At 45.2% G+C, this 19476-nt stretch carries 24 protein-coding genes; 11 read left to right on the forward strand and 13 right to left on the reverse strand.

The features are described 5' to 3' along the window. Window positions 1-13: 13 nt before the first annotated feature. A complete protein-coding gene (gene cdaS, locus JNUCC22_RS09715) occupies window positions 14-640 on the reverse strand; it encodes a sporulation-specific diadenylate cyclase CdaS (RefSeq protein ID WP_007611976.1) in 627 nt (208 codons plus the stop codon). Window positions 641-917: 277 nt separating this feature from the next. Here cdaS and JNUCC22_RS09720 point away from each other — a divergent pair, with 277 nt between their 5' ends. Next, on the forward strand, window positions 918-2279 hold the full coding sequence (locus JNUCC22_RS09720) for an MATE family efflux transporter (protein WP_216061670.1): 1362 nt from the start codon (window positions 918-920) through the stop codon (window positions 2277-2279). A 13-nt stretch (window positions 2280-2292) separates the two neighbouring features. Beyond that, window positions 2293-3141 (forward strand): STAS domain-containing protein, encoded by an 849-nt coding sequence (locus JNUCC22_RS09725; protein ID WP_007611979.1) that lies wholly within the window; start codon window positions 2293-2295, stop codon window positions 3139-3141. A 27-nt stretch (window positions 3142-3168) separates the two neighbouring features. On the opposite strand, the gene bshB2 is transcribed toward JNUCC22_RS09725, so the two are convergent. From bshB2 to rarD, 4 genes are all read right to left on the reverse strand, one after another. Continuing rightward, a complete protein-coding gene (bshB2, locus tag JNUCC22_RS09730; RefSeq protein ID WP_007407961.1) occupies window positions 3169-3834 on the reverse strand; it encodes a bacillithiol biosynthesis deacetylase BshB2 in 666 nt (221 codons plus the stop codon). Window positions 3835-3851: 17 nt separating this feature from the next. Further along, complete coding sequence (locus tag JNUCC22_RS09735) at window positions 3852-4202, reverse strand: YojF family protein (protein WP_007611980.1); 351 nt, start codon at window positions 4200-4202, stop codon at window positions 3852-3854. Continuing rightward, on the reverse strand, window positions 4199-4477 hold the full coding sequence (locus tag JNUCC22_RS09740; RefSeq protein ID WP_003153742.1) for a hypothetical protein: 279 nt from the start codon (window positions 4475-4477) through the stop codon (window positions 4199-4201). The genes JNUCC22_RS09735 and JNUCC22_RS09740 overlap by 4 nt, the downstream gene beginning before the upstream one ends. A 67-nt stretch (window positions 4478-4544) precedes the next feature. Beyond that, window positions 4545-5441 (reverse strand): EamA family transporter RarD, encoded by an 897-nt coding sequence (gene rarD, locus JNUCC22_RS09745; RefSeq protein WP_012117756.1) that lies wholly within the window; start codon window positions 5439-5441, stop codon window positions 4545-4547. Between the two features lie 97 nt (window positions 5442-5538). Between rarD and JNUCC22_RS09750 the strand changes: the two genes are divergently transcribed. Beyond that, window positions 5539-6003 (forward strand): hypothetical protein, encoded by a 465-nt coding sequence (locus JNUCC22_RS09750; RefSeq protein WP_012117757.1) that lies wholly within the window; start codon window positions 5539-5541, stop codon window positions 6001-6003. Between the two features lie 34 nt (window positions 6004-6037). Here the strand turns inward: JNUCC22_RS09750 and JNUCC22_RS09755 are convergent, their stop codons facing one another. Then, the gene (locus JNUCC22_RS09755; RefSeq protein WP_003153736.1) at window positions 6038-6277 is read right to left on the reverse strand and encodes a hypothetical protein; all 240 of its coding nucleotides are present in this window, start codon (window positions 6275-6277) and stop codon (window positions 6038-6040) included. Window positions 6278-6479: 202 nt separating this feature from the next. Here JNUCC22_RS09755 and JNUCC22_RS09760 point away from each other — a divergent pair, with 202 nt between their 5' ends. Both JNUCC22_RS09760 and JNUCC22_RS09765 read left to right on the forward strand, forming a co-directional pair. Continuing rightward, window positions 6480-6869, forward strand: coding sequence for a tautomerase family protein (locus tag JNUCC22_RS09760; RefSeq protein ID WP_007611992.1), 390 nt, complete (start codon window positions 6480-6482; stop codon window positions 6867-6869). A gap of 52 nt (window positions 6870-6921) precedes the next feature. Next, window positions 6922-7290, forward strand: coding sequence for a hypothetical protein (locus tag JNUCC22_RS09765; protein WP_216061671.1), 369 nt, complete (start codon window positions 6922-6924; stop codon window positions 7288-7290). Window positions 7291-7329: 39 nt separating this feature from the next. On the opposite strand, the gene JNUCC22_RS09770 is transcribed toward JNUCC22_RS09765, so the two are convergent. Next, window positions 7330-7671, reverse strand: a complete 342-nt coding sequence (locus JNUCC22_RS09770; protein WP_012117759.1) for a transcriptional regulator YodB — start codon at window positions 7669-7671, stop codon at window positions 7330-7332. A 129-nt stretch (window positions 7672-7800) separates the two neighbouring features. Between JNUCC22_RS09770 and JNUCC22_RS09775 the strand changes: the two genes are divergently transcribed. Then, window positions 7801-8409: a nitroreductase family protein gene (locus JNUCC22_RS09775; protein ID WP_039063225.1), complete on the forward strand. Its 609-nt coding sequence runs from the start codon at window positions 7801-7803 to the stop codon at window positions 8407-8409. Between the two features lie 43 nt (window positions 8410-8452). On the opposite strand, the gene JNUCC22_RS09780 is transcribed toward JNUCC22_RS09775, so the two are convergent. Together JNUCC22_RS09780 and JNUCC22_RS09785 are read right to left on the reverse strand one after the other, a co-directional pair. Beyond that, window positions 8453-9055, reverse strand: a complete 603-nt coding sequence (locus JNUCC22_RS09780; protein ID WP_039063226.1) for an alpha/beta hydrolase — start codon at window positions 9053-9055, stop codon at window positions 8453-8455. A gap of 2 nt (window positions 9056-9057) precedes the next feature. Then, on the reverse strand, window positions 9058-9981 hold the full coding sequence (locus tag JNUCC22_RS09785; RefSeq protein ID WP_039063227.1) for a ring-cleaving dioxygenase: 924 nt from the start codon (window positions 9979-9981) through the stop codon (window positions 9058-9060). 185 nt (window positions 9982-10166) lie between these two features. Between JNUCC22_RS09785 and JNUCC22_RS09790 the strand changes: the two genes are divergently transcribed. Together JNUCC22_RS09790 and JNUCC22_RS09795 are read left to right on the forward strand one after the other, a co-directional pair. Next, window positions 10167-10367 (forward strand): DUF3311 domain-containing protein, encoded by a 201-nt coding sequence (locus JNUCC22_RS09790; RefSeq protein ID WP_003153716.1) that lies wholly within the window; start codon window positions 10167-10169, stop codon window positions 10365-10367. Further along, complete coding sequence (locus JNUCC22_RS09795; protein WP_039063228.1) at window positions 10367-11857, forward strand: sodium:solute symporter family protein; 1491 nt, start codon at window positions 10367-10369, stop codon at window positions 11855-11857. The genes JNUCC22_RS09790 and JNUCC22_RS09795 overlap by 1 nt, the downstream gene beginning before the upstream one ends. A gap of 34 nt (window positions 11858-11891) precedes the next feature. On the opposite strand, the gene JNUCC22_RS09800 is transcribed toward JNUCC22_RS09795, so the two are convergent. Both JNUCC22_RS09800 and bglA read right to left on the reverse strand, forming a co-directional pair. After that, window positions 11892-13370, reverse strand: a complete 1479-nt coding sequence (locus tag JNUCC22_RS09800; RefSeq protein WP_216061672.1) for a glycoside hydrolase family 30 protein — start codon at window positions 13368-13370, stop codon at window positions 11892-11894. Window positions 13371-13517: 147 nt separating this feature from the next. Then, window positions 13518-14960, reverse strand: coding sequence for a 6-phospho-beta-glucosidase BglA (gene bglA / locus JNUCC22_RS09805; RefSeq protein WP_216061673.1), 1443 nt, complete (start codon window positions 14958-14960; stop codon window positions 13518-13520). 248 nt (window positions 14961-15208) lie between these two features. On the opposite strand from bglA, the gene JNUCC22_RS09810 reads away from it, so the two are divergent. Beyond that, window positions 15209-15934, forward strand: coding sequence for a GntR family transcriptional regulator (locus JNUCC22_RS09810; RefSeq protein WP_071391727.1), 726 nt, complete (start codon window positions 15209-15211; stop codon window positions 15932-15934). 60 nt (window positions 15935-15994) lie between these two features. Here JNUCC22_RS09810 and JNUCC22_RS09815 read toward each other — a convergent pair whose 3' ends face one another. After that, window positions 15995-17398 carry a carboxy-terminal processing protease CtpA gene (locus JNUCC22_RS09815; RefSeq protein ID WP_039254848.1) on the reverse strand — a complete coding sequence of 468 codons (1404 nt, stop codon included), beginning with the start codon at window positions 17396-17398 and terminating at the stop codon, window positions 15995-15997. A gap of 145 nt (window positions 17399-17543) precedes the next feature. On the opposite strand from JNUCC22_RS09815, the gene JNUCC22_RS09820 reads away from it, so the two are divergent. Together JNUCC22_RS09820 and JNUCC22_RS09825 are read left to right on the forward strand one after the other, a co-directional pair. Continuing rightward, a complete protein-coding gene (locus JNUCC22_RS09820; protein WP_007407947.1) occupies window positions 17544-18245 on the forward strand; it encodes a class I SAM-dependent methyltransferase in 702 nt (233 codons plus the stop codon). Between the two features lie 92 nt (window positions 18246-18337). Beyond that, window positions 18338-18589, forward strand: coding sequence for a hypothetical protein (locus JNUCC22_RS09825; RefSeq protein ID WP_007407946.1), 252 nt, complete (start codon window positions 18338-18340; stop codon window positions 18587-18589). A 43-nt stretch (window positions 18590-18632) separates the two neighbouring features. Here the strand turns inward: JNUCC22_RS09825 and JNUCC22_RS09830 are convergent, their stop codons facing one another. Next, window positions 18633-19451, reverse strand: a complete 819-nt coding sequence (locus JNUCC22_RS09830) for a M15 family metallopeptidase (protein ID WP_007407945.1) — start codon at window positions 19449-19451, stop codon at window positions 18633-18635. Between the last annotated feature and the right edge of the window lie 25 nt (window positions 19452-19476).

Here is a 19476-nt window from a genome sequence, read left to right on the forward strand (position 1 = left end):
TCCCATTTTCTTATTATTTCGCATGAAGCGCCCGCGGAGAAACAAGCGGATACAGTCCGCCGTCTTTAGCAAAGGACATTTTTCCCGTTTCTTCTGAAACAACGAGCACGAGTGCATCAGTCACGGCCGAAAGTCCCATCGCGGCCCTGTGGCGCGTCCCGTATTTGAGATCGACATGTTTTGTTGTGAGCGGAAGCACATTGGCTGCTGATACAACCCGGTTTTCTCTGACCAATACGGCTCCGTCGTGAAGCGGATTGCCGGGATAAAAAATACTCTCAATTAAAGCCGCACTGATCTCGGCATGCAGGCTGGTCCCTTTTTGTATTATTCCGTCCAGCGGATCTGCACGTTCAATCACAATCAGCGCTCCGTGTTTTTCTTCCGCCAGATGCTGCACGGCCCTCGCCAGCTCTGTATAGGAAGGCGTAAAATGTTCGATATATGTCTGCAGGTAAAACGACGAAGCGACAGCCTGCATTTCCTGAAACGTATGTCCCAGTTCATCTAATTCGCAAAGAAGGCATTGGTCTTTTTCATCCAATGTCCGCAGTATCATTCCGGCATCCTCCGTAATTTGTTTCAAATACGTTTGAACGGCAGCGGTAAACGCGCTTTCCGTCATTTGAGTGTGGCGCATGTCACATCAGCTCCTTTCCCTTATTTTCTGCATCGCGCGCATGGATATGCGCCGCTGTGCGCACCATAATCATGAAAGGAGGCGCACATCATATGGAATTCGCACGGCTGATGCAATATATCTGCACCTTTTTAGGGGTCATTTCACTTTCATTCATTTATGCCAAGATGTTTAAAAAGCCGAAACCGGACAAAAAAGAGTAGGCCGGCTTTCATTGCTTTTTATACATAAAATGTTATAATTTCTCTCGTTAAAATAAAGAAACGGGGAACCTAACTTGAGAGAAACGAACACGATCGGCCAAAAGGTCAGACAGCTGTTACATATCTTCATTCCGATTTTAATCACACAGGCGGGCCTTTCCCTGATCACCTTTTTGGATACGGTGATGTCAGGGAAAGTGAGCGCTGCCGATTTAGCCGGGGTTGCAATTGGTTCAAGCCTGTGGACACCGGTGTATACGGGCCTTGCAGGAATATTAATGGCCGTTACGCCCGTTGTTTCGCAGCTGTTTGGAGCCGGCAGACAAAAGGAAGTGCCGTTTTCCGTCATCCAGGCCGTTTATGTAGCGGCCGTTCTCAGTGCGGCGGTTATCCTGATCGGCTTTTTCACCGTTGATATGATCTTGGGACATTTGGGGCTGGAACCTCGTGTCCGGACGATCGCAAAACACTTTTTAGGGTTTTTATCCCTCGGTATTTTTCCTTTGTTTGTGTACACCGTTTTGCGCTCGTTTATTGATGCACTCGGCAAAACGCGAGTCACAATGCTTATTACGCTTTGCTCATTGCCTATTAATTTTGTTTTAAATTATATATTTATTTTCGGGAAATTCAACATGCCGGCATTGGGCGGAGTCGGTGCGGGGCTCGCTTCCGCCCTGACTTACTGGTGTATTTGCGCCATCAGCTTTTTTATCGTCTGCAGATTTGAGCCGTTTGCCGGGTACTCTATATTTCGGAAACTGTACCGTTTTTCTCCGTCTGAATGCAGAAAGCTTTTGAAAATCGGTTTGCCTATCGGTTTTGCGGTATTTTTTGAAACGAGCATTTTTGCGGCTGTCACACTGCTTATGAGTCATTTTCAGACGGTGACGATTGCAGCCCACCAAGCGGCAATGAATTTTGCTTCCCTCTTGTATATGCTGCCGCTCAGCGTATCCATGGCCATGACCATTTTGGTCGGCTTTGAAGCAGGCGCAAATCGCTATAGAGATGCCCGCTCATACAGCTATATCGGGATCGTGATGGCGCTTAGTTTTTCTTTATGCACGGCGGCTTTCATTTTACTGTTCAGACCGCAAATCGCCGGAATGTATACATCAGATCCGGCTGTGCTCATGTTGACACAGCACTTTTTAATCTATGCGCTGTTTTTCCAGCTTTCTGATGCCGTAGCAGCTCCGATACAAGGCGCTCTGAGAGGATATAAGGATGTCAACTATACACTCGGCGCGGCTTTTGTGTCGTATTGGATTATCGGGCTTCCGGTCGGTTACGCAGTCGGCACTTATACGGGCCTCGGGGCATACGGCTATTGGATCGGGTTAATTGCAGGACTTGCCGCAGGTGCTGTCGGTTTATTCTTCAGACTGCTGAAGCTGCAAACGCGTTATGTAAAAAAAATGATGATTTCATAAAGGAGGAGCAGCAATGCCAAAACATAAACTGCTGTACGATTATTTAACTGAACGGGCGGAGGACATCAGTCAGACATGGTTTGATACCCTTCATGATACGGATCCTGATTCTGTTTATGCTTCTACTGACCCGGCTGTACTCACGAATCTGAAAAAACAAAATCTGGCGTTTAATTATCAGCTCAACCGGATTTTTTCTGAAGAGAAGGAAGTATATACAGCGGCATTGGAAAAGTGGGCGTTTGAAGCCGCACGGGATGAAGAACATTTAAAAACGCCCATCCATTATATTATTCGCGAGTTTATCAGAGTTCGTGATTTGTATGTCGGCCATGTCAAGCAGTTTACCAGACTTCATTCAGACACCTTGACAGAAGAAGATGCCGAAGATATATTCCATACGCTGATTAAATCGTTTGATGTGGTGATTCATATTTTCATAGAGGAAATGTATAAAAACACAAACATTCAGCTTGAAGCGCAAAAAGAATTGATCACCGAGCTGAGCTCGCCGGTAATTGTGCTTTTTGATAATGTCGGACTGCTGCCGCTGATCGGGGATATTGACACGGCAAGAGCCAAAATGATTTTAGAGAATACGCTGCACCAGTGTTCAGAGAAGCGCATCACGCAGCTGTACATTGATTTATCGGGCGTAGCCATGATCGATACGATGGTTGCCCAACAGCTTTTCACCTTAATTGAATCACTCGGAATGCTCGGCGTGAAAGCGACATTATCCGGAATCCGTCCTGAAATCGCCCAAACCGCGGTGCAGCTCGGACTGAGTTTTTCAAATTTATCAATACGGTCTTCGCTTGCGGAAGCGATCGCCTCCGATCTGACACAAAAAAAGGGATAAGGCATTTCAGCCTTATCCCTTTTTTTATCAGTCTTTCCACGGATATGTCCAATACACTTCTTCTTCAAACCATGTCTGAAGAACCGGCTCGTTATTTTTTATTTTTTCTTCCAGCTCTCTCAGCATGCCTTCCGTTTGGGTGCGGTGCGCTTTTAAGGCATTCATTTTAATATCGGCAACCTCTTTAATATCAAGAATGACATCAGGCTTGCCGACGGCTTCCTCCCTGTTGCGGGTGATTGCCATGCAAAGCGTGCGCGGGCGGTCCTCTTTTTTCTTTCTGTAAAGCGCTCTGATAACCGCTTCGCCGCATGCATCATGATCCGGATGGACGCCGTGCTCCGGATAGAATGTGACAATCAGACTCGGTTTTACATCGTCGATAATCTCTTCCATCATATCAGCGAGCCACTCGTCATCTTCAAATTCAAGTGTTTTATCACGAAGCCCGAGCATTCTCAGGTCAGTAACGTCCATTGCTTTGCATGCGTCGATCAGCTCTTGTTTTCTTAACAGCGGCAGTGTTTCACGGTTCGCGAAAAAAGGGTCTCCCATGTTCCGCCCCATTTCGCCAAGCGTTGCGCATGCATACGTAACGGGAATATCTTTTTGTCTGTGTAAAGCAATCAGCCCTGCCACTCCGTATGATTCATCATCAGGGTGAGGCAGGATGACGAGTACATGTTCTTTCATGATTTTCACCCTTTTCTTTAAACTGTAAACGGCTTTTCGCTGATTTGAAGCGAAATCGCCAATTTTCCGCCCGGCAGATGCCCTGCCATTAACAAGCGGTCTTCGTCATCTACTGTATATTCAGTCAGACCTTCTGCGTAAATCCAGCCTTCTTCCGTTTTCAAACCGACGCGGTACGGGCCGTTTCCCTTGATTTTCGCCTGATGGTACGTCACTTTTGCATTGCGTATATAGGCTACAACCGTCATGTTTTTCTCATTCAGATGCGCTGAATAAGAACCGGTCGTTGTTTCCAAATGGATATATACAGGACGATCGGCATATCGCTCTAAAGAAGTTTGCACATCTTCTTTTATAATCGCTTTCATAGCTGCTCCCCTCTTTCTTCTTTTAAAAATTGCAAACGCTTCGTATGTAGTTCAACCAATTCATATTTCTCAATCGGCCGCAGCCGGGAATCTACAATTCGCTGCACGGCCAGAGCAAACTTTTCCTCGGGTGACTTCCGGAGCCTCGGATGTGTTCTTTGATCAAGCAATTCAAGATCAATTGCCTTCTCCGCTTCTTCAAGAGTTGAAGCCGGGAGAGTGCGGTTATTCCACAGTGCCTGATAGGCTTTTGCTATGTCTTTATCAGTGCCCATTGTACAGCTCCTTTACATACTCGTAATGATTATACATAATTTAAGCTATCGCTGGAAAGCGAAAGGCTTAGCGGCTTTTTATCGGCCGCTTCCATTTTATCTGTGAAAAGGTAAACAAAAGCAATGCTGCCCATATACAAATGAAGGTAAACGCTTTTTGCCCGGAAAACGGTTCATGATACACAAATACGCCGAGCATAAGGGTAATGGTCGGCGCTATATATTGCAAAATGCCGACTTGATACAGCGGCAGACGCTTTGCCCCCTCTGCAAACAGCAACAGCGGCAGGGCCGTAAATACGCCTGCGAAGAATAGGAGCGCCCATGTTCCTGCCCCCAAGGACCCGGAAGTGCTCCCGTCAGCTGTATATCCTAAATAAATAAGTGCAGCCGGGGTAATCAAAAGCGTCTCCAGCGTCAGTCCGATCGTGCTGGACATGCGGGTTCTTTTTTTACATAAGCCGTACAGGCCGAAGCTGAATGCAAGCAGCAATGCGATATAAGGAACCGCGCCATATTGAAACGCAGATATGATCACGGCCGCCCCGGCAATAGAAACGGCTGCTGTTTGCATCTTGTTAAGCTTCTCTTTTAAGAATAGGATGCCCAAAAGAACGGAAACGAGCGGATTAATGTAGTACCCGAGACTTGCTTCAAGCAAAAAGCCGTGATTGACGGCCCATATGTACACAAACCAATTAACGGAAATTAAAACGGAAGCGAAAAAAAGCGCCAGCAGGCCCCCTTCCGATTTCAAAAGACGCAGTTCACGCCATCCGGTTTTCCACTTCTTAAGCACAGTTAAAAGCACACACATGAAAACAAATGACCATAAAATCCGGTGAGCTAAAATGTCCAATGCGGGTATTTGTTCAAGAAGTTTCCAGTAGACCGGAAACAGCCCCCACATGGCGAAAGAACAAGCGGTATAAATGATTCCTTTTCTTGCGTTATTCCCTTGCACGGCCTTCCCCTTCCTTTCTGTAAACAGATTATATTATATCACGGGAAGCTTCCGGCGGGCATATACTATGTTGTCCGTTAAGAAAGGGTGAGATGCCGTGTTTGATTGGAACAAATATTTTCCCTTCCAAAATCAGTTCTCTAAAGAAACGTTTAAAAATGCTGATCCGAAAGATGTCGAGACATATGTCAACCGAGTGATGGAAAGCGTATTCGGCGCCGGTTATGCCGGACAGTTCCCTTTTCGCGATCCCATGTCCAAAAATGCCGAGCCGGTCGAAGCGGAACCGCCCAAGCCGGAAATTGACCTGTTTGAAACATCCGATCATGTTTTTGCGAAAATTCCCGCCGAACAAGAGGAACTCGACCGTATCAGGATTAAGCATACGTCACACAGCCTCGTTGTAGAGAACAGCAGTCTGGGAGAAGGAAAAAAAGAAATCGTCCTTCCGAGCCTCGTCAAACGGAAAGGAACAAAAGCAGTCTATAAAGACGGGATGATTGAAGTTATGTTTTCAAAACAGGAAGACTACAATCTATCGGAAGTGGAGATTTTAAGATAAAAAAACGGCCCGCGCAATGCAGGCCGTTTTTTCTTTAATAAAATGGCGGATAACCGCCGGCTCCCGGCCCAAAACCGCCGTATGGGACGCCTCCGTATCCGTAACCGGCGAACCCGTACGGATAGCGGGGTCTTGTGAAACCTGTGGCAATCACGCCTCCGAGAAGACCGCCTAAAAATCCGCCGAATAAAGGAGCGCCGAACAAAAAAGGACTTCTCGCCGGAAATCCGGCAGGACCGAAATTCCCGCGATACAATGCATGACGAGGGTACATGTTTTTCCTCCTTTATGTCTGCCTATTCTTAAGCGTATTCATAAAATGAGGAAATTGATTGGGCGATTGTAACAACATGTGCCTCTCTCTGATATTGCATTAATGTATAAATATTTTGGTTAGAATTTGATTACATTTTGATTAATTGTTATACTTTTTTACAAGTTGCGACATGATAAAAAACCATCAGGGGGAATAAAATATGCCATTACTTCGTTTTGACGTTATTGAAGGCCGGGATGACGCAGCATTAAAAAAATTACTGGATACCGCCCATTACGCCATGGTTAAAGCTTTTGACGTCCCTGTAACGGACCGTTATCAGATCGTTCACCAGCATCGGCCTCATGAGCTTATCATTGAAGATACCGGGCTCGGTTTCAAAAGAAGCAAAGATCTTGTCATCATCAGCATTGTCAGCAAAGCGCGCACCGAACATCAAAAAGAAACGTTATATCAACTGATGGCTGATCAGCTTGAAACAGAATGCGGCATATCACCCGAGGACGTCATGATTTCCATTACGGAAAACGGGAACGCCGATTGGAGCTTCGGGCTTGGTGAGGCTCAGTTTTTAACCGGGAAACTGTAAAAGGCCTCCCCGCTTGTTCTGAATGATTGCAAACTGAATAAAAGAGGGATGTATGTTGGTTAGTGAGTTGTACCCTTGTTTGATATGCGGATTTAAAGGATTAGAGACAAGTCCCGTTTATAACGGCGAATATCAAAAAACATTTGATATTTGCCCCTGCTGCGGGTTTGAATTCGGCTACAGCGAAGACCATGACGTAAGCTTAGGGTTTATTGTAACGCCTGATCATTTAATTGAATCGGCATTTCAGTTATACCGGAAACAGTGGATTGAAGGAGGAATGAAATTATTTTCTCCAAATGATGTTCCGGCGGAATGTAAAAAAGATCATTTCCTTACATTCGATGCTTTATTAAAGCAATTAAAAGGCTTGAATTTCAATCTGAACAATTTTGATATTAATGGTTTTTATGACGAGTAAACATTATCATTAAGAAAAGGCTGCCTTGGGCAGCCTTTGTTATTCATCACATGTGTCGTTGGCAGATCCCCCGGGCTCGCAAAAACTGTCTGCCCATTTTTGCATTTCCTGAAAAACGGCTTGCAGGGCCAAGCCTTTATCAGTCAGTTTATAAATGACTTTGACAGGTGTTTCAGGCAGCACCTGACGCTCGACGATTTCATTTTGTTCCAGCTCTTTGAGCCGCTCCGCGAGCATTTTTTGGCTGATTGTCGGTATCGTTTCGGTCATATCTTTAAATCGTTTCGGCCCGTCCATCAGTACATGGATAATGAGGCCGTTCCAGCGCTTTCCCAAAAGAGAAAAAGCGGATTCCATTTTAGGACACATTGTATATCCCACGTGAGTTCATCCCTTCATCTATGAATTGACAAGTTTTTTGTGATCCATTAAAATTAGTTTTCGAGTTACATTTAGTAAGCTTCTAACTTTTCTATTATGATAACACGTTTATCCGAAGGAGGAAACATGATGACATCCGTATTAGACGTTTTAAAGGAACGCGCATCTGTTAAAGAATACGATAAAGACGCGGTCATTACAAAAGAGGAATTGACAGAACTCCTTGAAATCACAACGCAAGCGCCTTCCGCCTGGAACCTTCAGCATTGGCATTTTCAAGTCTTTCACAGTGATGAAGCAAAAGCTGCCCTGCTTCCGGTAGCTTTTAATCAAAAACAGATTATTGATTCATCAGCAGTTATTGCCGTATTAGGCGACTTAAAAGCAAATGAAAATGGTGAAGAAGTTTATGCTGAACTGGCTGAGCAAGGCAATATCACAGAAGAGATTAAACAAACGCTTTTAGGCCAGATTAACGGTGCATACCAAAATGATCAGTTTGCCCGTGATTCAGCATTTTTAAACGCTTCTTTAGCAGCGATGCAGCTGATGCTTGCCGCTAAAGCAAAAGGCTACGACACTTGCGCGATCGGCGGATTCAATAAAGAGCAATTCGTTAAAGAATTCGACGTGAGCGAGCGTTTCGTGCCCGTCATGCTGGTTTCAATCGGTAAAGCCGTTAAGCCGGCGCATAAAAGCAACCGGCTGCCTGTATCTAAAGTGTCAACTTGGCTGTAAGATAAAAGAAACCCTTAGTCCGCTTAAGCAGACTAAGGGTTTTTTATAGGAATCGCTCACTGTACCAGGCTCGTGCCTGCTCGGCTTCCTGCTGTGTGAGCTGATGACCGCCCTCCTGCCATTCAAGAGCAACGGATGCATGAGCATCTGTCAGATGCTGATAAAGCTCCTCCGATTCTTCTTTTGTACATAGGGGATCGCGTTTTCCCGCACCGATAAACACAGGCAGCCCTTCCATATCAGGCAGCTTCACTCCGCGTATCGGCACCATCGGATGATGCAGAACCGCTCCTTTCAGTACATCTTTATAATGAAACAAAAGACTTGCTGCAATATTGGCGCCGTTTGAATAGCCGGCAGCAATCACGTTTTCTCTGCTGAACCCGTACATTTGCGCCGCTTCATCAATAAAATTCTTTAATTCTTCCGTCCGTTCAATTAAATCTTTCTCGTCAAATACCCCTTCTTTCAGCCGCTTAAAAAAACGGGGCATGCCGTTTTCCGACACTGATCCTCTGACCCCTAGCAGACTTGCGTTCGGATCGATAAAACGTCCGAGCGACAGAAGATCATGTTCATTTCCTCCCGTTCCGTGCAAAAGCAGCAGAACATTTTCTGACGTTCCCTGTTCAAACACATGTTTCATCATCATTCTCCTTTCTCCATTTTGGGCAGAACAGCTGTAATCTGACTGCGATGCTCTTCCAGCCATTCCGGAAGCTTCAGCTCTGTTCCGAGATTTTCAAAGGATTCATCCGTCATAAAGCCCGGTTCATCGGTTGCCATTTCAAATAAAATGCCGCCGCTTTCTCTGAAATAGATTGAAGTAAAGTATGACCTGTCAAGAATGTCAGATGAAGCAAGATGAGAATCAGCAAGAATACCCTTCCACTCCGCCTGCTCTTTGTCGCTAGTGCGGAAAGCGACATGATGAACTGTCCCGTAACCGCCGGCACCTGCTTCTTTCGGCGCAAGGTCAACATCTATAATATGTCCGATCCGCGCCTCCGATTGCAGCCTGACAATCTGATTTTCTTCTCCTGTCTTTGAATAACCGAAGCGTTCTATGAGAAAGTGAATGGTTGCTTCAGGACGGTACGAGTACAGAAGAACACCTCTCATGCCTGTGATCGCTTCTTTTTCAGTAATGCCCGAAGGAGTCCATTCACTCTGTCCGCTTCTTTCATCTTCCATTATGGCAAGCGGCAGGTCTTCTGTATCATTAAAGAGAAGGACTTGTTCAGACAGCATGATCTGTTCTTTTACAGACAAGCCGTTTTCTTCAAGCCGGCGCTTCCAAAACGCGAGTGCTCCTTTCGGCACGGAGAAATAGATTCTTCCGGCCTGCCCTTTTCCCACGGTTCCCGGGCGGCTACCCTGAAAAGGAAAAAATGTAATGATCGTGCCCGGCTCTCCGTTTTGGTTGCCGAAATAAAAGTGATAAGTGGCCGGGTCGTCAAAATTAACGGTTTTTTTAACGAGCCGCAAACCCAGCACTTCAGTATAAAACCGAAGATTTTCAGCAGGATCTTTTGCAAATGCGGTAACATGGTGCAATCCTTGTGTATTCAATGTATTCACTCCTAAATATCTTGATTTCGAGATATTAACTATTCTAATTTAATATGAATGAAGATGCAACTAAAGTGTTTCAGTTAAAAAAGTAATAGAATTCTTTTTTTTCTGAAAAATATCTTGTGATCTTATCTGACACCTGCTATGATAAGGAGCATTATCAAGTTTCAGGAGGAAAGTAAATGGTCAGAAAAGCACTAATTTTCGTTCTCATCTTAATTCCTTTCAGCCAGCTGGCCCTGCTGTCAGTCGCTAATCGGGTTCATCCGATCATTATCGGGCTGCCTTTTTTTCATTTCTGGCTGCTTTTATGGATCGCAGTCACTCCATTATGTTCGTTTCTTATTTATAGGCTGCAGAAGAAACAAGGAGGACTGGACTGATGCCCGCAAATATAACAGCATTGATCATTACAGCCGTCATCGTTTTAACCGTTGTCTGTATCGGCTTTATAGCCGGAAGAGACAAATCATCACGTACTTCTGTTGAGGAATGGTCTGTCGGCGGAAGACGGTTCGGAGGGCTCCTCGTCTGGTTTTTAGTCGGCGCGGACCTCTATACGGCTTATACGTTTTTAGGCTTGACAAGCACCGCCTACACAGGGGGAAGCGTTGCTTTTTTTGCAATCCCGTATTCTGTTTTGGCGTATTTTATTGCTTATTTCTTTCTGCCGAAGCTGTGGAAAGTGGCAAAAATCCATAAATTAACGACGCTTGCCGATTACGCCCGTGAGCGTTTTGACAGTAAGCTTTTGGCCAGTCTTGTCGCCATTGTCGGCGTTCTTATGCTCATTCCTTATATTTGTCTCCAGCTGAGCGGCATTCAAGATACGCTTCAGGTGGCCGGAACGGGAGTCATTAATGTTAATATGGTCGTCATCATCTCCTTTATTCTTGTAGCGCTGTATACTTTTTTCAGCGGAATTAAAGGGCCGACGTTTACGGCGATTATTAAAGACATTCTGGTGTGGGTGATTATGCTGTTTATGGTCGTCTCACTCCCGCTGATCCATTTTCACGGCTGGACGCCGATGATTCACACTTTGGCTGAAAAAGCGCCGCAAATGCTGACGATTCCGGACTCGGGGCCGAAAGGAATTCCTTGGTTTATCACAGCTTCCATCGTATCTGCGCTGGCGCTCTTTATGTGGGCGCATGCGGCAACCGGCGTATTTACGGCAAAAAGCGCAGATGCCGTCCGCAAAAACAGCATGTTTCTGCCGCTTTATAATATTGTTTTGATTCTTGTTATTTTTCTCGGCTTTATCGCGTTTCTTGTCCTGCCGGAAGATACCAATCCGCGGCTCGCTTTATTGAAGCTGATTCAAACGTCTTACGGCGGAGTCGCGCAGGGCTTTGCTTACTCCACGATCGCCCTTGCGTCATTAATTCCCTGCTCTATCATGGCCATCGGAGCATCAAACTTATTTGCGAATAACTTATATCGGGATTTGATTCACCCGAATGTGTCACCAAGCAAGCTGACGTTGATCACCCGTTCAATGGTATTTGTCGTCATCGGGCTCGCGCTTTTATTCGGTATGCTGTTCCCGACTGCGCTCGTTACCCTTCAGCTTCTCGGTGTTTCCGGCATGGTTCAGATCTTTCCGGCTATCGCCGTCAGTCTGTTTTGGAAGAATCAAACGAAAGAAGCGACAATTATCGGTCTTCTCGTCGGTCTTCTCGTGACATTTACGGTAAATATCACCCAATCCGCCCACGGTATATATGAAGGGTTTTGGGGTTTGACCGCTAACATGGCAGCCGTTATTATCCTTAACCCGTTTTTTGTAAAAAAAGCGTCTTCAAACGCCGTCAAAGACGGTTTATTCAATAAAGCGCCCTCTGATAAACTGAACCAAAAAGGCGCTTAACAGAAAGAAGCCGGCACGTAAATGTGCCGGTTTTTTACTTTTTGTGCTGCCATTTGTAGGTGGCGACGGTTTTTGCCGGGATGACGGCTTCAAACTGCCGATTTTCTGAAACGACATGGAATTTTTGTTCTGAAGATGTCTGGTTGATTACGACTGTCACAATGGATTGATCAGGATTAAGGAACGATACATTCGAGACTGTGTTTTTGGAGCCGTAATTACTTTCTATCCGCTTTGCTCCCCGGTCGATAAATTTTGAAAAGTTGCCTGTTATATGAAAGATCGGGATATTCCAATAGCGGTCAGGGTTTTTAGCATCCTGAATAAACAGCGTCGGGTCTGGGGTGCCTATCCAATGATGCGTCTTGATTTGACTGTCGAGCATCGTCACCCACGCATTGTAGCTCGACGCGCCGTTGCGGAAATACTGTGCGATCCGATCCGCCCCTGCCGTCCCCCAGACAGACCGCTCCGTTAAGTGAATAGATTGATCAGGATATCTCTTTCCGATTTCCGACATGACGGAAAGGTCACCGTCATAATCGTGAAAAGCGATGCCGTCTGCCGCCCGGTTTCCTTTTTTATCATCTAAAATCGGCGGAATATAGTTCCACGCCCCGCTCGCATTGTGATCATAAATCCAAATTTTCGTGTCAATTACGTGTTTTTTCATTTCTTTTTTTAAGGCCAGTGCCAGTTTGCGCTGCTGAGACGGCGGCATGTACATGCTCGGATAGTCGATTTCCAGCAAAGGTTCATTTTGAAGGGTCATCGCATAAATCGGAATTCCCTGCTTTTCGTACGCCTCAATAAATTTGCGGAAGTAAACGGCCAGTGCGCCGATATATTTATCTTTCAGCTTTCCCCGCTTGAGGTTTTCATTCGTTTTCATCCAAGCCGGCGGGCTCCACGGTGAGGCGATGATTTTCAGTTCCGGATTTATCGCCAGCGCTTCCTTGATGGTTGCTGTAATGTGTAAATCAATATCCTTTTGGATCGAGAAATGACGGAGCTTAGGATCTGTTTGGCCTTCAGGCATATCGTCATACGTATAAAATTCCTGTGCCGTAAAATCAGATGTCCCGATCGTTATGCGCATAACGTCCATGCCGATACCATCTTTGGGATCAACCAATTTTTTCAGCACTTCTTTTCTTTTTGCGGGTGTCATTTTTGATAAATTATGGATTGTGGATTCTTCCAGGGACGATCCTACGCCCAACACACTTTGATAGCGGTGCGACGGATCAATATACACGGCGGCGGAGTCAGAAGCCTTCTTTTTTGTCCATATAAGCGGTGTTTGTTCGTCTAAGGCGTATTTCACTTCCAGCGGCCCGTCATACCACGTACGGGAAGCCGGATCTTTTTCAGAACTGAACCACACCCTTACTTTGTTTTTGTCTGAAGCCTTCCGATCAGCTGCATACACTTCGGTTTCTGTGCTGCTTGATATGAAAAAGAAAAACATAAGAAAAACCAGGGTCATGTGCAGACTTTTTTTAAAAAACATGAACCACCATCCCTTTCCTTATTTTTATAAGCGATTCTAAATGAAAAGCCGGACAGTCACCTCCTTCCCGCTTAAATGAATGCGCTTTCAAAACCACTGATAAAAAGCCGGCTTCACACAACAGTGAAGCCTTCCCTTTTTACACCTTTAAGATACATATGCACCGTTTGTTTCAATCACTTTTTTATACCATTCAAATGAGTCTTTCTTAACCCGCTTCATTGAACCGTTGCCTTCATTATCCCGATCAACATAAATCATGCCGTAGCGTTTTTTCATTTCTCCGGTTGTAAATGACACGATATCAATAATTCCCCATGGTGTATAGCCCATTACATCCACGCCATCATATGTGACTGCTTTTTCCACAGCTTTTATATGTGACGATAAATATTCAATTCTTGAAGCGTCATGAATTGAACCGTCCTCTTCTAATGTGTCAATGGCGCCGAATCCGTTTTCCACGATAAATAATGGAATCTGGTAGCGGTCGTATAAGCGGTTTAATGTGTACCGTAAACCGGTCGGGTCAATCGCCCAGCCCCAATCACTCGCTGTAATATAAGGATTTTCCACGCCGTTTGGCAATCCTCCGTTTACGACATCCCCGGTATTATCGTTTATCACGTCACTTTTTACGGTAGTGGACATGTAATAGCTGAATCCGAGGTAGTCCACTCGGCCGTTTTTCAAAATCTCTTCATCACCGTCTTCAAAGTGTATCTGATAGCCTTCTCTTTCAAACTCTTTTAACGCATAGCTTGGATAATATCCGCGAACCTGCACGTCCGGGAAGAAAAAACGCTGTCTCATCGTTTCTTCAGCCAGCATCACATCATCGGGGTGAGATGAGTACGGGTAAATCGGGACATGTGATACCATCGCGCCGATCCTGAACTCGGGATTGATTTCTCTTCCCTTCGAAACTGCCAATGCGCTTGCCAGCAGTTCGTGATGGCCGGCCTGATACATGACTTCTTTTGCGTTTTCGTTTTCTTTAACGGCGACGCCCGAGTTCGTCCATAAAAAGATCGGATTATTCACATCCATCTTATTATTGATTTCGTTAAACGTCATCCAATATTTCACCTTATGTTTATAGCGTTCAAAACACACTTCAGCGAATTTCACAAAAAACCCGACTGTTTTTCTGTTTCTGAAACCGCCGTATTCCCTCGCCAAATGCAGCGGCATCTCAAAATGTGACAGCGTGATTACCGGTTCAATCCCATGTTTCAGCAATTCATCAAACACCCGGTCGTAAAAAGCCAATCCTTCCTCATTGGGCTCGGCTTCATCACCTTTAGGAAAAATTCTGCTCCAGCCGATGGACGTTCTTAAACATTTCAGGCCCAGCTCGCTGAATAATGCGATGTCCTCTTTATAACGGTGATAAAAATCGATCGCTTCATGATTCGGATAAAATTCCCGCTCTTCAATTGTATCTGTTATTTTCCGGGGCACACCATGCGCGCCTGCTGTCATGACGTCCACTACACTCGGCCCCTTGCCGCCTTTATTCCATCCCCCTTCAAATTGGTGGGCGGCCAGAGCGCCTCCCCATAAAAAATCTTTTGGCAATGTCCCCATCGTTTATATCCTCCTTTATTTGACTGCCGCTTGCATGCCGAATAAATGCACTGCAGCAGCTTCAACCACCGCTTCGCAAGTGTAGAAGAATTCCTGCCTTCATTTTCATATTATACGTTTACATTATAATTGTACCGGTATAATTTATCAATACATAAACAATTATAGTTAATTTACGAAATGGCTTTTAAAAACGATTATGCTATAATTCTGAAAGAAGCGGGACAATAAATGAATGAGGAATGTATATGTTAAAATACCAGCAAATCGCGTTAGATATTGAAAAATACATAGAAGAACATCAGCTGCAGCAAGGGGATAAACTGCCTGTGCTGCAAACCTTAATGACACGGTTTAACGTGAGCAAAAGCACGATCACCAAGTCCTTAGATTTATTAGAAAAAAAGGGGATTGTGTTTCAAGTGAGGGGAAGCGGCATTTTTGTCAGACGGAATAAAAGAAAAGGGTATATCAGTCTGCTTTCTAATCAGGGATTTAAAGAATCACTTGAAGATTTTAATGTCACTTCCAAATTATTAGCGCTGGAAGTGAGAAAACCCACGCCTGAGGCTGCCCAAAATCTGAATATGCCGCCTGACGGCGACGTGTATTATGTCAAGCGAATCCGATATATTGACGGGCTGACATTGTGTATCGAAGAGTCATTTTACAACAAATCGATTATTACGTATTTGAATAAAGAGATCGTGGCAGAATCAATATTTGATTATATTAGAGAAGGTCTCGGGTTAAAGCGCGGTTTTTCAGATTTATATCTGTACGCGGGGATGTTAAATGAGGAAGAAGCGGAGTACTTAGGTCTGTTTACAGGAGCGCCTAAGCTTTGCGTTGAAACGATTTTTCATTTAACCAACGGCCAGCCGTTTGACTTCTCAAAAGTCACCTATCACTATGAGCAATCACAGTTTTTCATTCAGGCGAACAGCCACCTTTTTGAACAGGAAACGACATAAGACGGGCTTTTCGCAAACAAAAAACACCCAATGCGCGAGCGGCGCATCGGGTGTTTTTTACTATTTCATATTCTTATTTAATGTTTCAACGGCTTTTTTCATTTGTGTATCGTTGTCCGCAAGCTGTTTTTGCAGATCCGTCATCAATTTGGCCGTTGTGTCTCCCTTTATAATGCCTGTTTGTTTCAGTTTCTCTTTTGCTTGGAATTGTTTAACGGCTTGTTCAAATGCTTTATCATACGTGCCGTTTACTTTCACGCTGTACCCCAGCGCTTTCAGCATTTTTTGCGCATTGGTGACGGTGGTTCCGGAATCCCCGTATTTGTATGTTTTTTTCGCATCTAAATACGGCAGGTTCGCATATTCAGGAAGCTTAACCTGATATTGCGGTTTGATGCCTTTTTTATGAATCCACTCTCCGTCCGCTGTCAGCCATTTAGCGATTGTCAGTTTAACGGTAGAACCGTCGCTGTAATCTTTTGCCGTCTGCACGGTTCCTTTTCCGAACGTTTTCTCGCCGATCAGCGGAATGCCCGATGATTCATGCAGCGCAGCCGACATGATTTCCGCGGCGCTCGCGGTGCCGTCATTGACGAGGACGACTGTCGGTTTTGTCACTTTGCGCTCTTTCGTCGCTTTCATGACCTCTTTCGTGCCGTCTTTGTATTCGACCTGCATGATATTTTTCCCTTTATCGATAAACATGTTGCTCATTTTGATGGCTTCATCCATCAGTCCGCCCGGGTTGCCCCTTAAATCGAGAATGTATCCTTTCGCTCCTTGTTTTTCGAGGCTGTCAATGGCTGAATTCAGCTCTTTTGCCGTCGATTCGGAGAAGGATGTGATTTGGATTTCGCCGATGTCTCCTTTTTTCATTTCAGAGTACACCGTTTCAACCGGAATGGTGTCACGTTTGATCGACAGGTTCAGATCGCCGACACCCGCTCTGTGCAGCACAAGCTTGACGTTTGTTCCCTTTTTGCCGCGGATTAATGCGACGGCTTCGTTTACATTAAGGCCTTTAACGCTTTTGCCGTTGACCTTCAAGATCTGGTCATTCGGTTTAACCCCCGCTTTTTCCGCGGGTGACCCTTTAATCGGCGATACGATCAGGATGCTGCCGTCCTTTTCTTCCACTTGTGCGCCGATGCCTTCAAACGAAGCGGAAATGGTTTCTTCAAAAGACTTTCCTTCCTGCGGGTCCATATAAGAAGAATATGGATCATCCAGGGAACTGATCATGCCTTTTATCGCTCCGTCTACTAATTTGCTGTCATCTGTTTTTTGATAGTAATCACTTTTAATCTGCTCGTAGGCTTTATTGAATTTCTCAAATTTGCTGTTCGTCAAAGCAGCCGATCCTTGCCCGAAAATGGTCGTATTGCCCGTGATAAACAGCGTAAGCGCCGAGGCTGCGACCGCAGTGATCAATATAATAAAAAACAGTTTAAATTGCCGCTTCAAGAAAACACCACCTTTTTATTCTTACATTATTATCATAGACGAACGCTCATTCGTCAACTTCAAACATGAGGCGCCCTTCTTTCCCGTTTACCCAAACCTATGCTTTTCTCTCAACATATGCTGAGGAAAAAGGAGGATTCGGCCTTTGAGCAAATATTTAGAAATGCTGTCCTTATTCGGAGTCGGAGGGGCTCACCCCGGCGGGCTCGCTTTTTCCAAAGCCGTTCTCACAAAAGCGGCTCCTCCTCCTGGCGAACCGATTCTTGACGCCGGCTGCGGAACGGGACAGACGGCCGCTTATCTCGGCCACCTGCTGTACCCCGTCACCTGTGTTGATAAGGATCCCCTTATGCTTGAAAAAGCAGCAAAACGATTTGCCGCTGAAGGCTTAACCATTCCGGGCTATTTGGCGGAGCTTGAGCGGCTTCCGTTTGCTGAAAATCAATTTTCCGCCGTTCTTTCCGAATCAGTTCTCACCTTTTCAAATCTTGATTCATCGCTGTCTGAAATCCTGCGAGTCCTTAAACCCGGGGGTATGCTGATCGGCATTGAAGCTGCTTTACAAAAACCCATGCCGGAAAACGCCATCACGCAGATAAAAGACTTCTACGGTTTTACCGTATTGCAGGATGAAACGGCATGGAAACAGAGATTGCTTCAGCAAGGCTTTCAGAAAGCGGATTTCATTCCCGCTGTCTATGAAAACAATGCGCAGGAGCCGACTACAGAAATGGATTTATCACCCGTTATTCAGCCGGTTCACTACGATACGCTGACGGCTCATTACGAGCTTATGCAGACGTACCGTGAATATATGGGACACTGCGCTTTTGTCGCTTACAAGTAAAACGGCGATTGTCCTCCTGTTTTCGTCCAACCTTTTTACCGCACTCTATCATAAGCTGACATAGAAAGATAGGTTGGATAGGAGGAGAAAAGATGCAAAACTATTATCATCTTTGCCGGCAGCACCAGGGAAAAGTAGCAAGAATTACAGAACGAAACGGCAGAGTCCACGTCGGAAGAATCGTACGGGTGACTAACAGCAAAGTGTATATCGCCCCTGTCGGCGGCCGTCACAGAGGATACGGGTTCGGCTATTGGGGAGGCTGGGGAGGCTGGGGAGCAGCCTACGGTATCGGCCTTGGTTTCATTACCGGATTTGCGCTTGGAGGTTTACTCTTCTGGTAATAAAGAAAGCCCGCTTTCTATTTTTCAAGCGGGCTTCTTCTTATTACACTTTCTTTACTTCATTAAAATATTCTTCAAGCGTTAATTGATGGTCATGGATGGCTTTTGCCGCTTTTTTGCCTACATAGCGTAAATGCCATGGTTCATACTCATACTTTGTGACATTTTCTTTGCCTTTAGGATAGCGGATGATAAAGCCGTATTCATACGCATGGTCTTTCACCCATTTGCCGTCCGCCGTGTTTCCGAACGCTTCATTCAGCTCATATCCGTTGCTTTTGCTGGAAATGTCCATGGCAAGCCCCGTCTGGTGTTCGCTTTGCCCTGGATATGCGACGGCTTCTTTCGCCTTTTTTTCACCTTTCAGACTGACTTCATTATCGAAAATAACTTTCTGTCTGTCATAAGAGCGGTATCCTGAAACGGCAACCAGGTCATAACCTTCTTTTTTCCCGGCGCTAAATAGTTCCGCCAAAGCATCGGCGGCAGGTTTGCGGATATATCGTTTCTCGATTTTCTCAGTAAAAGAAAATTCGACTTTCGGGATCACGAGATCATTCGGTTTATAATCTCCCGGCAGCGTGTATGTCTTATTCACGAGCGCAAGTGTATTTGTCGGGTTTTGAATGGTCTCAAGCCCGTTCACTTCTTTAATATCATTAAAATATTTGCTCTCCAATACAAAATCGCTGTTTTCTGCCTTCGTTGTTTTTTTGCTTGATGTGTCATCTGATTGTTTTGTTTCAGCTGCTGTTTTTGTGTCCTTGTGGCTGTCGCCGCCTGAAATGCTGCAGCCGGTTCCCACGATTGCGGTTACGCTGAGAGCGGCAGCGAGCGAGAACCATTTAGTGGATTTCTTCATTTTACACTTACCTTTCTTTTTTTGA

It is taken from the genome of Bacillus sp. JNUCC-22 (assembly GCF_018861275.1).
GTDB classification, from domain to species: Bacteria; Bacillota; Bacilli; order Bacillales; family Bacillaceae; genus Bacillus; species Bacillus velezensis.

Bases quoted from the DNA above. Each gene is read 5' to 3' on its own strand.
- cdaS (WP_007611976.1), bottom strand. From the start codon at position 640: ATGCGCCACACTCAAATGACGGAAAGCGCGTTTACCGCTGCCGTTCAA.
- JNUCC22_RS09725 (WP_007611979.1), top strand. From the start codon at position 2,293: ATGCCAAAACATAAACTGCTGTACGATTATTTAACTGAACGGGCGGAG.
- bshB2 (WP_007407961.1), bottom strand. From the start codon at position 3,834: ATGAAAGAACATGTACTCGTCATCCTGCCTCACCCTGATGATGAATCA.
- JNUCC22_RS09735 (WP_007611980.1), bottom strand. From the start codon at position 4,202: ATGAAAGCGATTATAAAAGAAGATGTGCAAACTTCTTTAGAGCGATAT.
- JNUCC22_RS09740 (WP_003153742.1), bottom strand. From the start codon at position 4,477: ATGGGCACTGATAAAGACATAGCAAAAGCCTATCAGGCACTGTGGAAT.
- JNUCC22_RS09755 (WP_003153736.1), bottom strand. From the start codon at position 6,277: ATGTACCCTCGTCATGCATTGTATCGCGGGAATTTCGGTCCTGCCGGA.
- JNUCC22_RS09760 (WP_007611992.1), top strand. From the start codon at position 6,480: ATGCCATTACTTCGTTTTGACGTTATTGAAGGCCGGGATGACGCAGCA.
- JNUCC22_RS09765 (WP_216061671.1), top strand. From the start codon at position 6,922: ATGTTGGTTAGTGAGTTGTACCCTTGTTTGATATGCGGATTTAAAGGA.
- JNUCC22_RS09775 (WP_039063225.1), top strand. From the start codon at position 7,801: ATGACATCCGTATTAGACGTTTTAAAGGAACGCGCATCTGTTAAAGAA.
- JNUCC22_RS09780 (WP_039063226.1), bottom strand. From the start codon at position 9,055: ATGAAACATGTGTTTGAACAGGGAACGTCAGAAAATGTTCTGCTGCTT.
- JNUCC22_RS09790 (WP_003153716.1), top strand. From the start codon at position 10,167: ATGGTCAGAAAAGCACTAATTTTCGTTCTCATCTTAATTCCTTTCAGC.
- JNUCC22_RS09795 (WP_039063228.1), top strand. From the start codon at position 10,367: ATGCCCGCAAATATAACAGCATTGATCATTACAGCCGTCATCGTTTTA.
- JNUCC22_RS09800 (WP_216061672.1), bottom strand. From the start codon at position 13,370: ATGTTTTTTAAAAAAAGTCTGCACATGACCCTGGTTTTTCTTATGTTT.
- bglA (WP_216061673.1), bottom strand. From the start codon at position 14,960: ATGGGGACATTGCCAAAAGATTTTTTATGGGGAGGCGCTCTGGCCGCC.
- JNUCC22_RS09810 (WP_071391727.1), top strand. From the start codon at position 15,209: ATGTTAAAATACCAGCAAATCGCGTTAGATATTGAAAAATACATAGAA.
- JNUCC22_RS09825 (WP_007407946.1), top strand. From the start codon at position 18,338: ATGCAAAACTATTATCATCTTTGCCGGCAGCACCAGGGAAAAGTAGCA.
- JNUCC22_RS09830 (WP_007407945.1), bottom strand. From the start codon at position 19,451: ATGAAGAAATCCACTAAATGGTTCTCGCTCGCTGCCGCTCTCAGCGTA.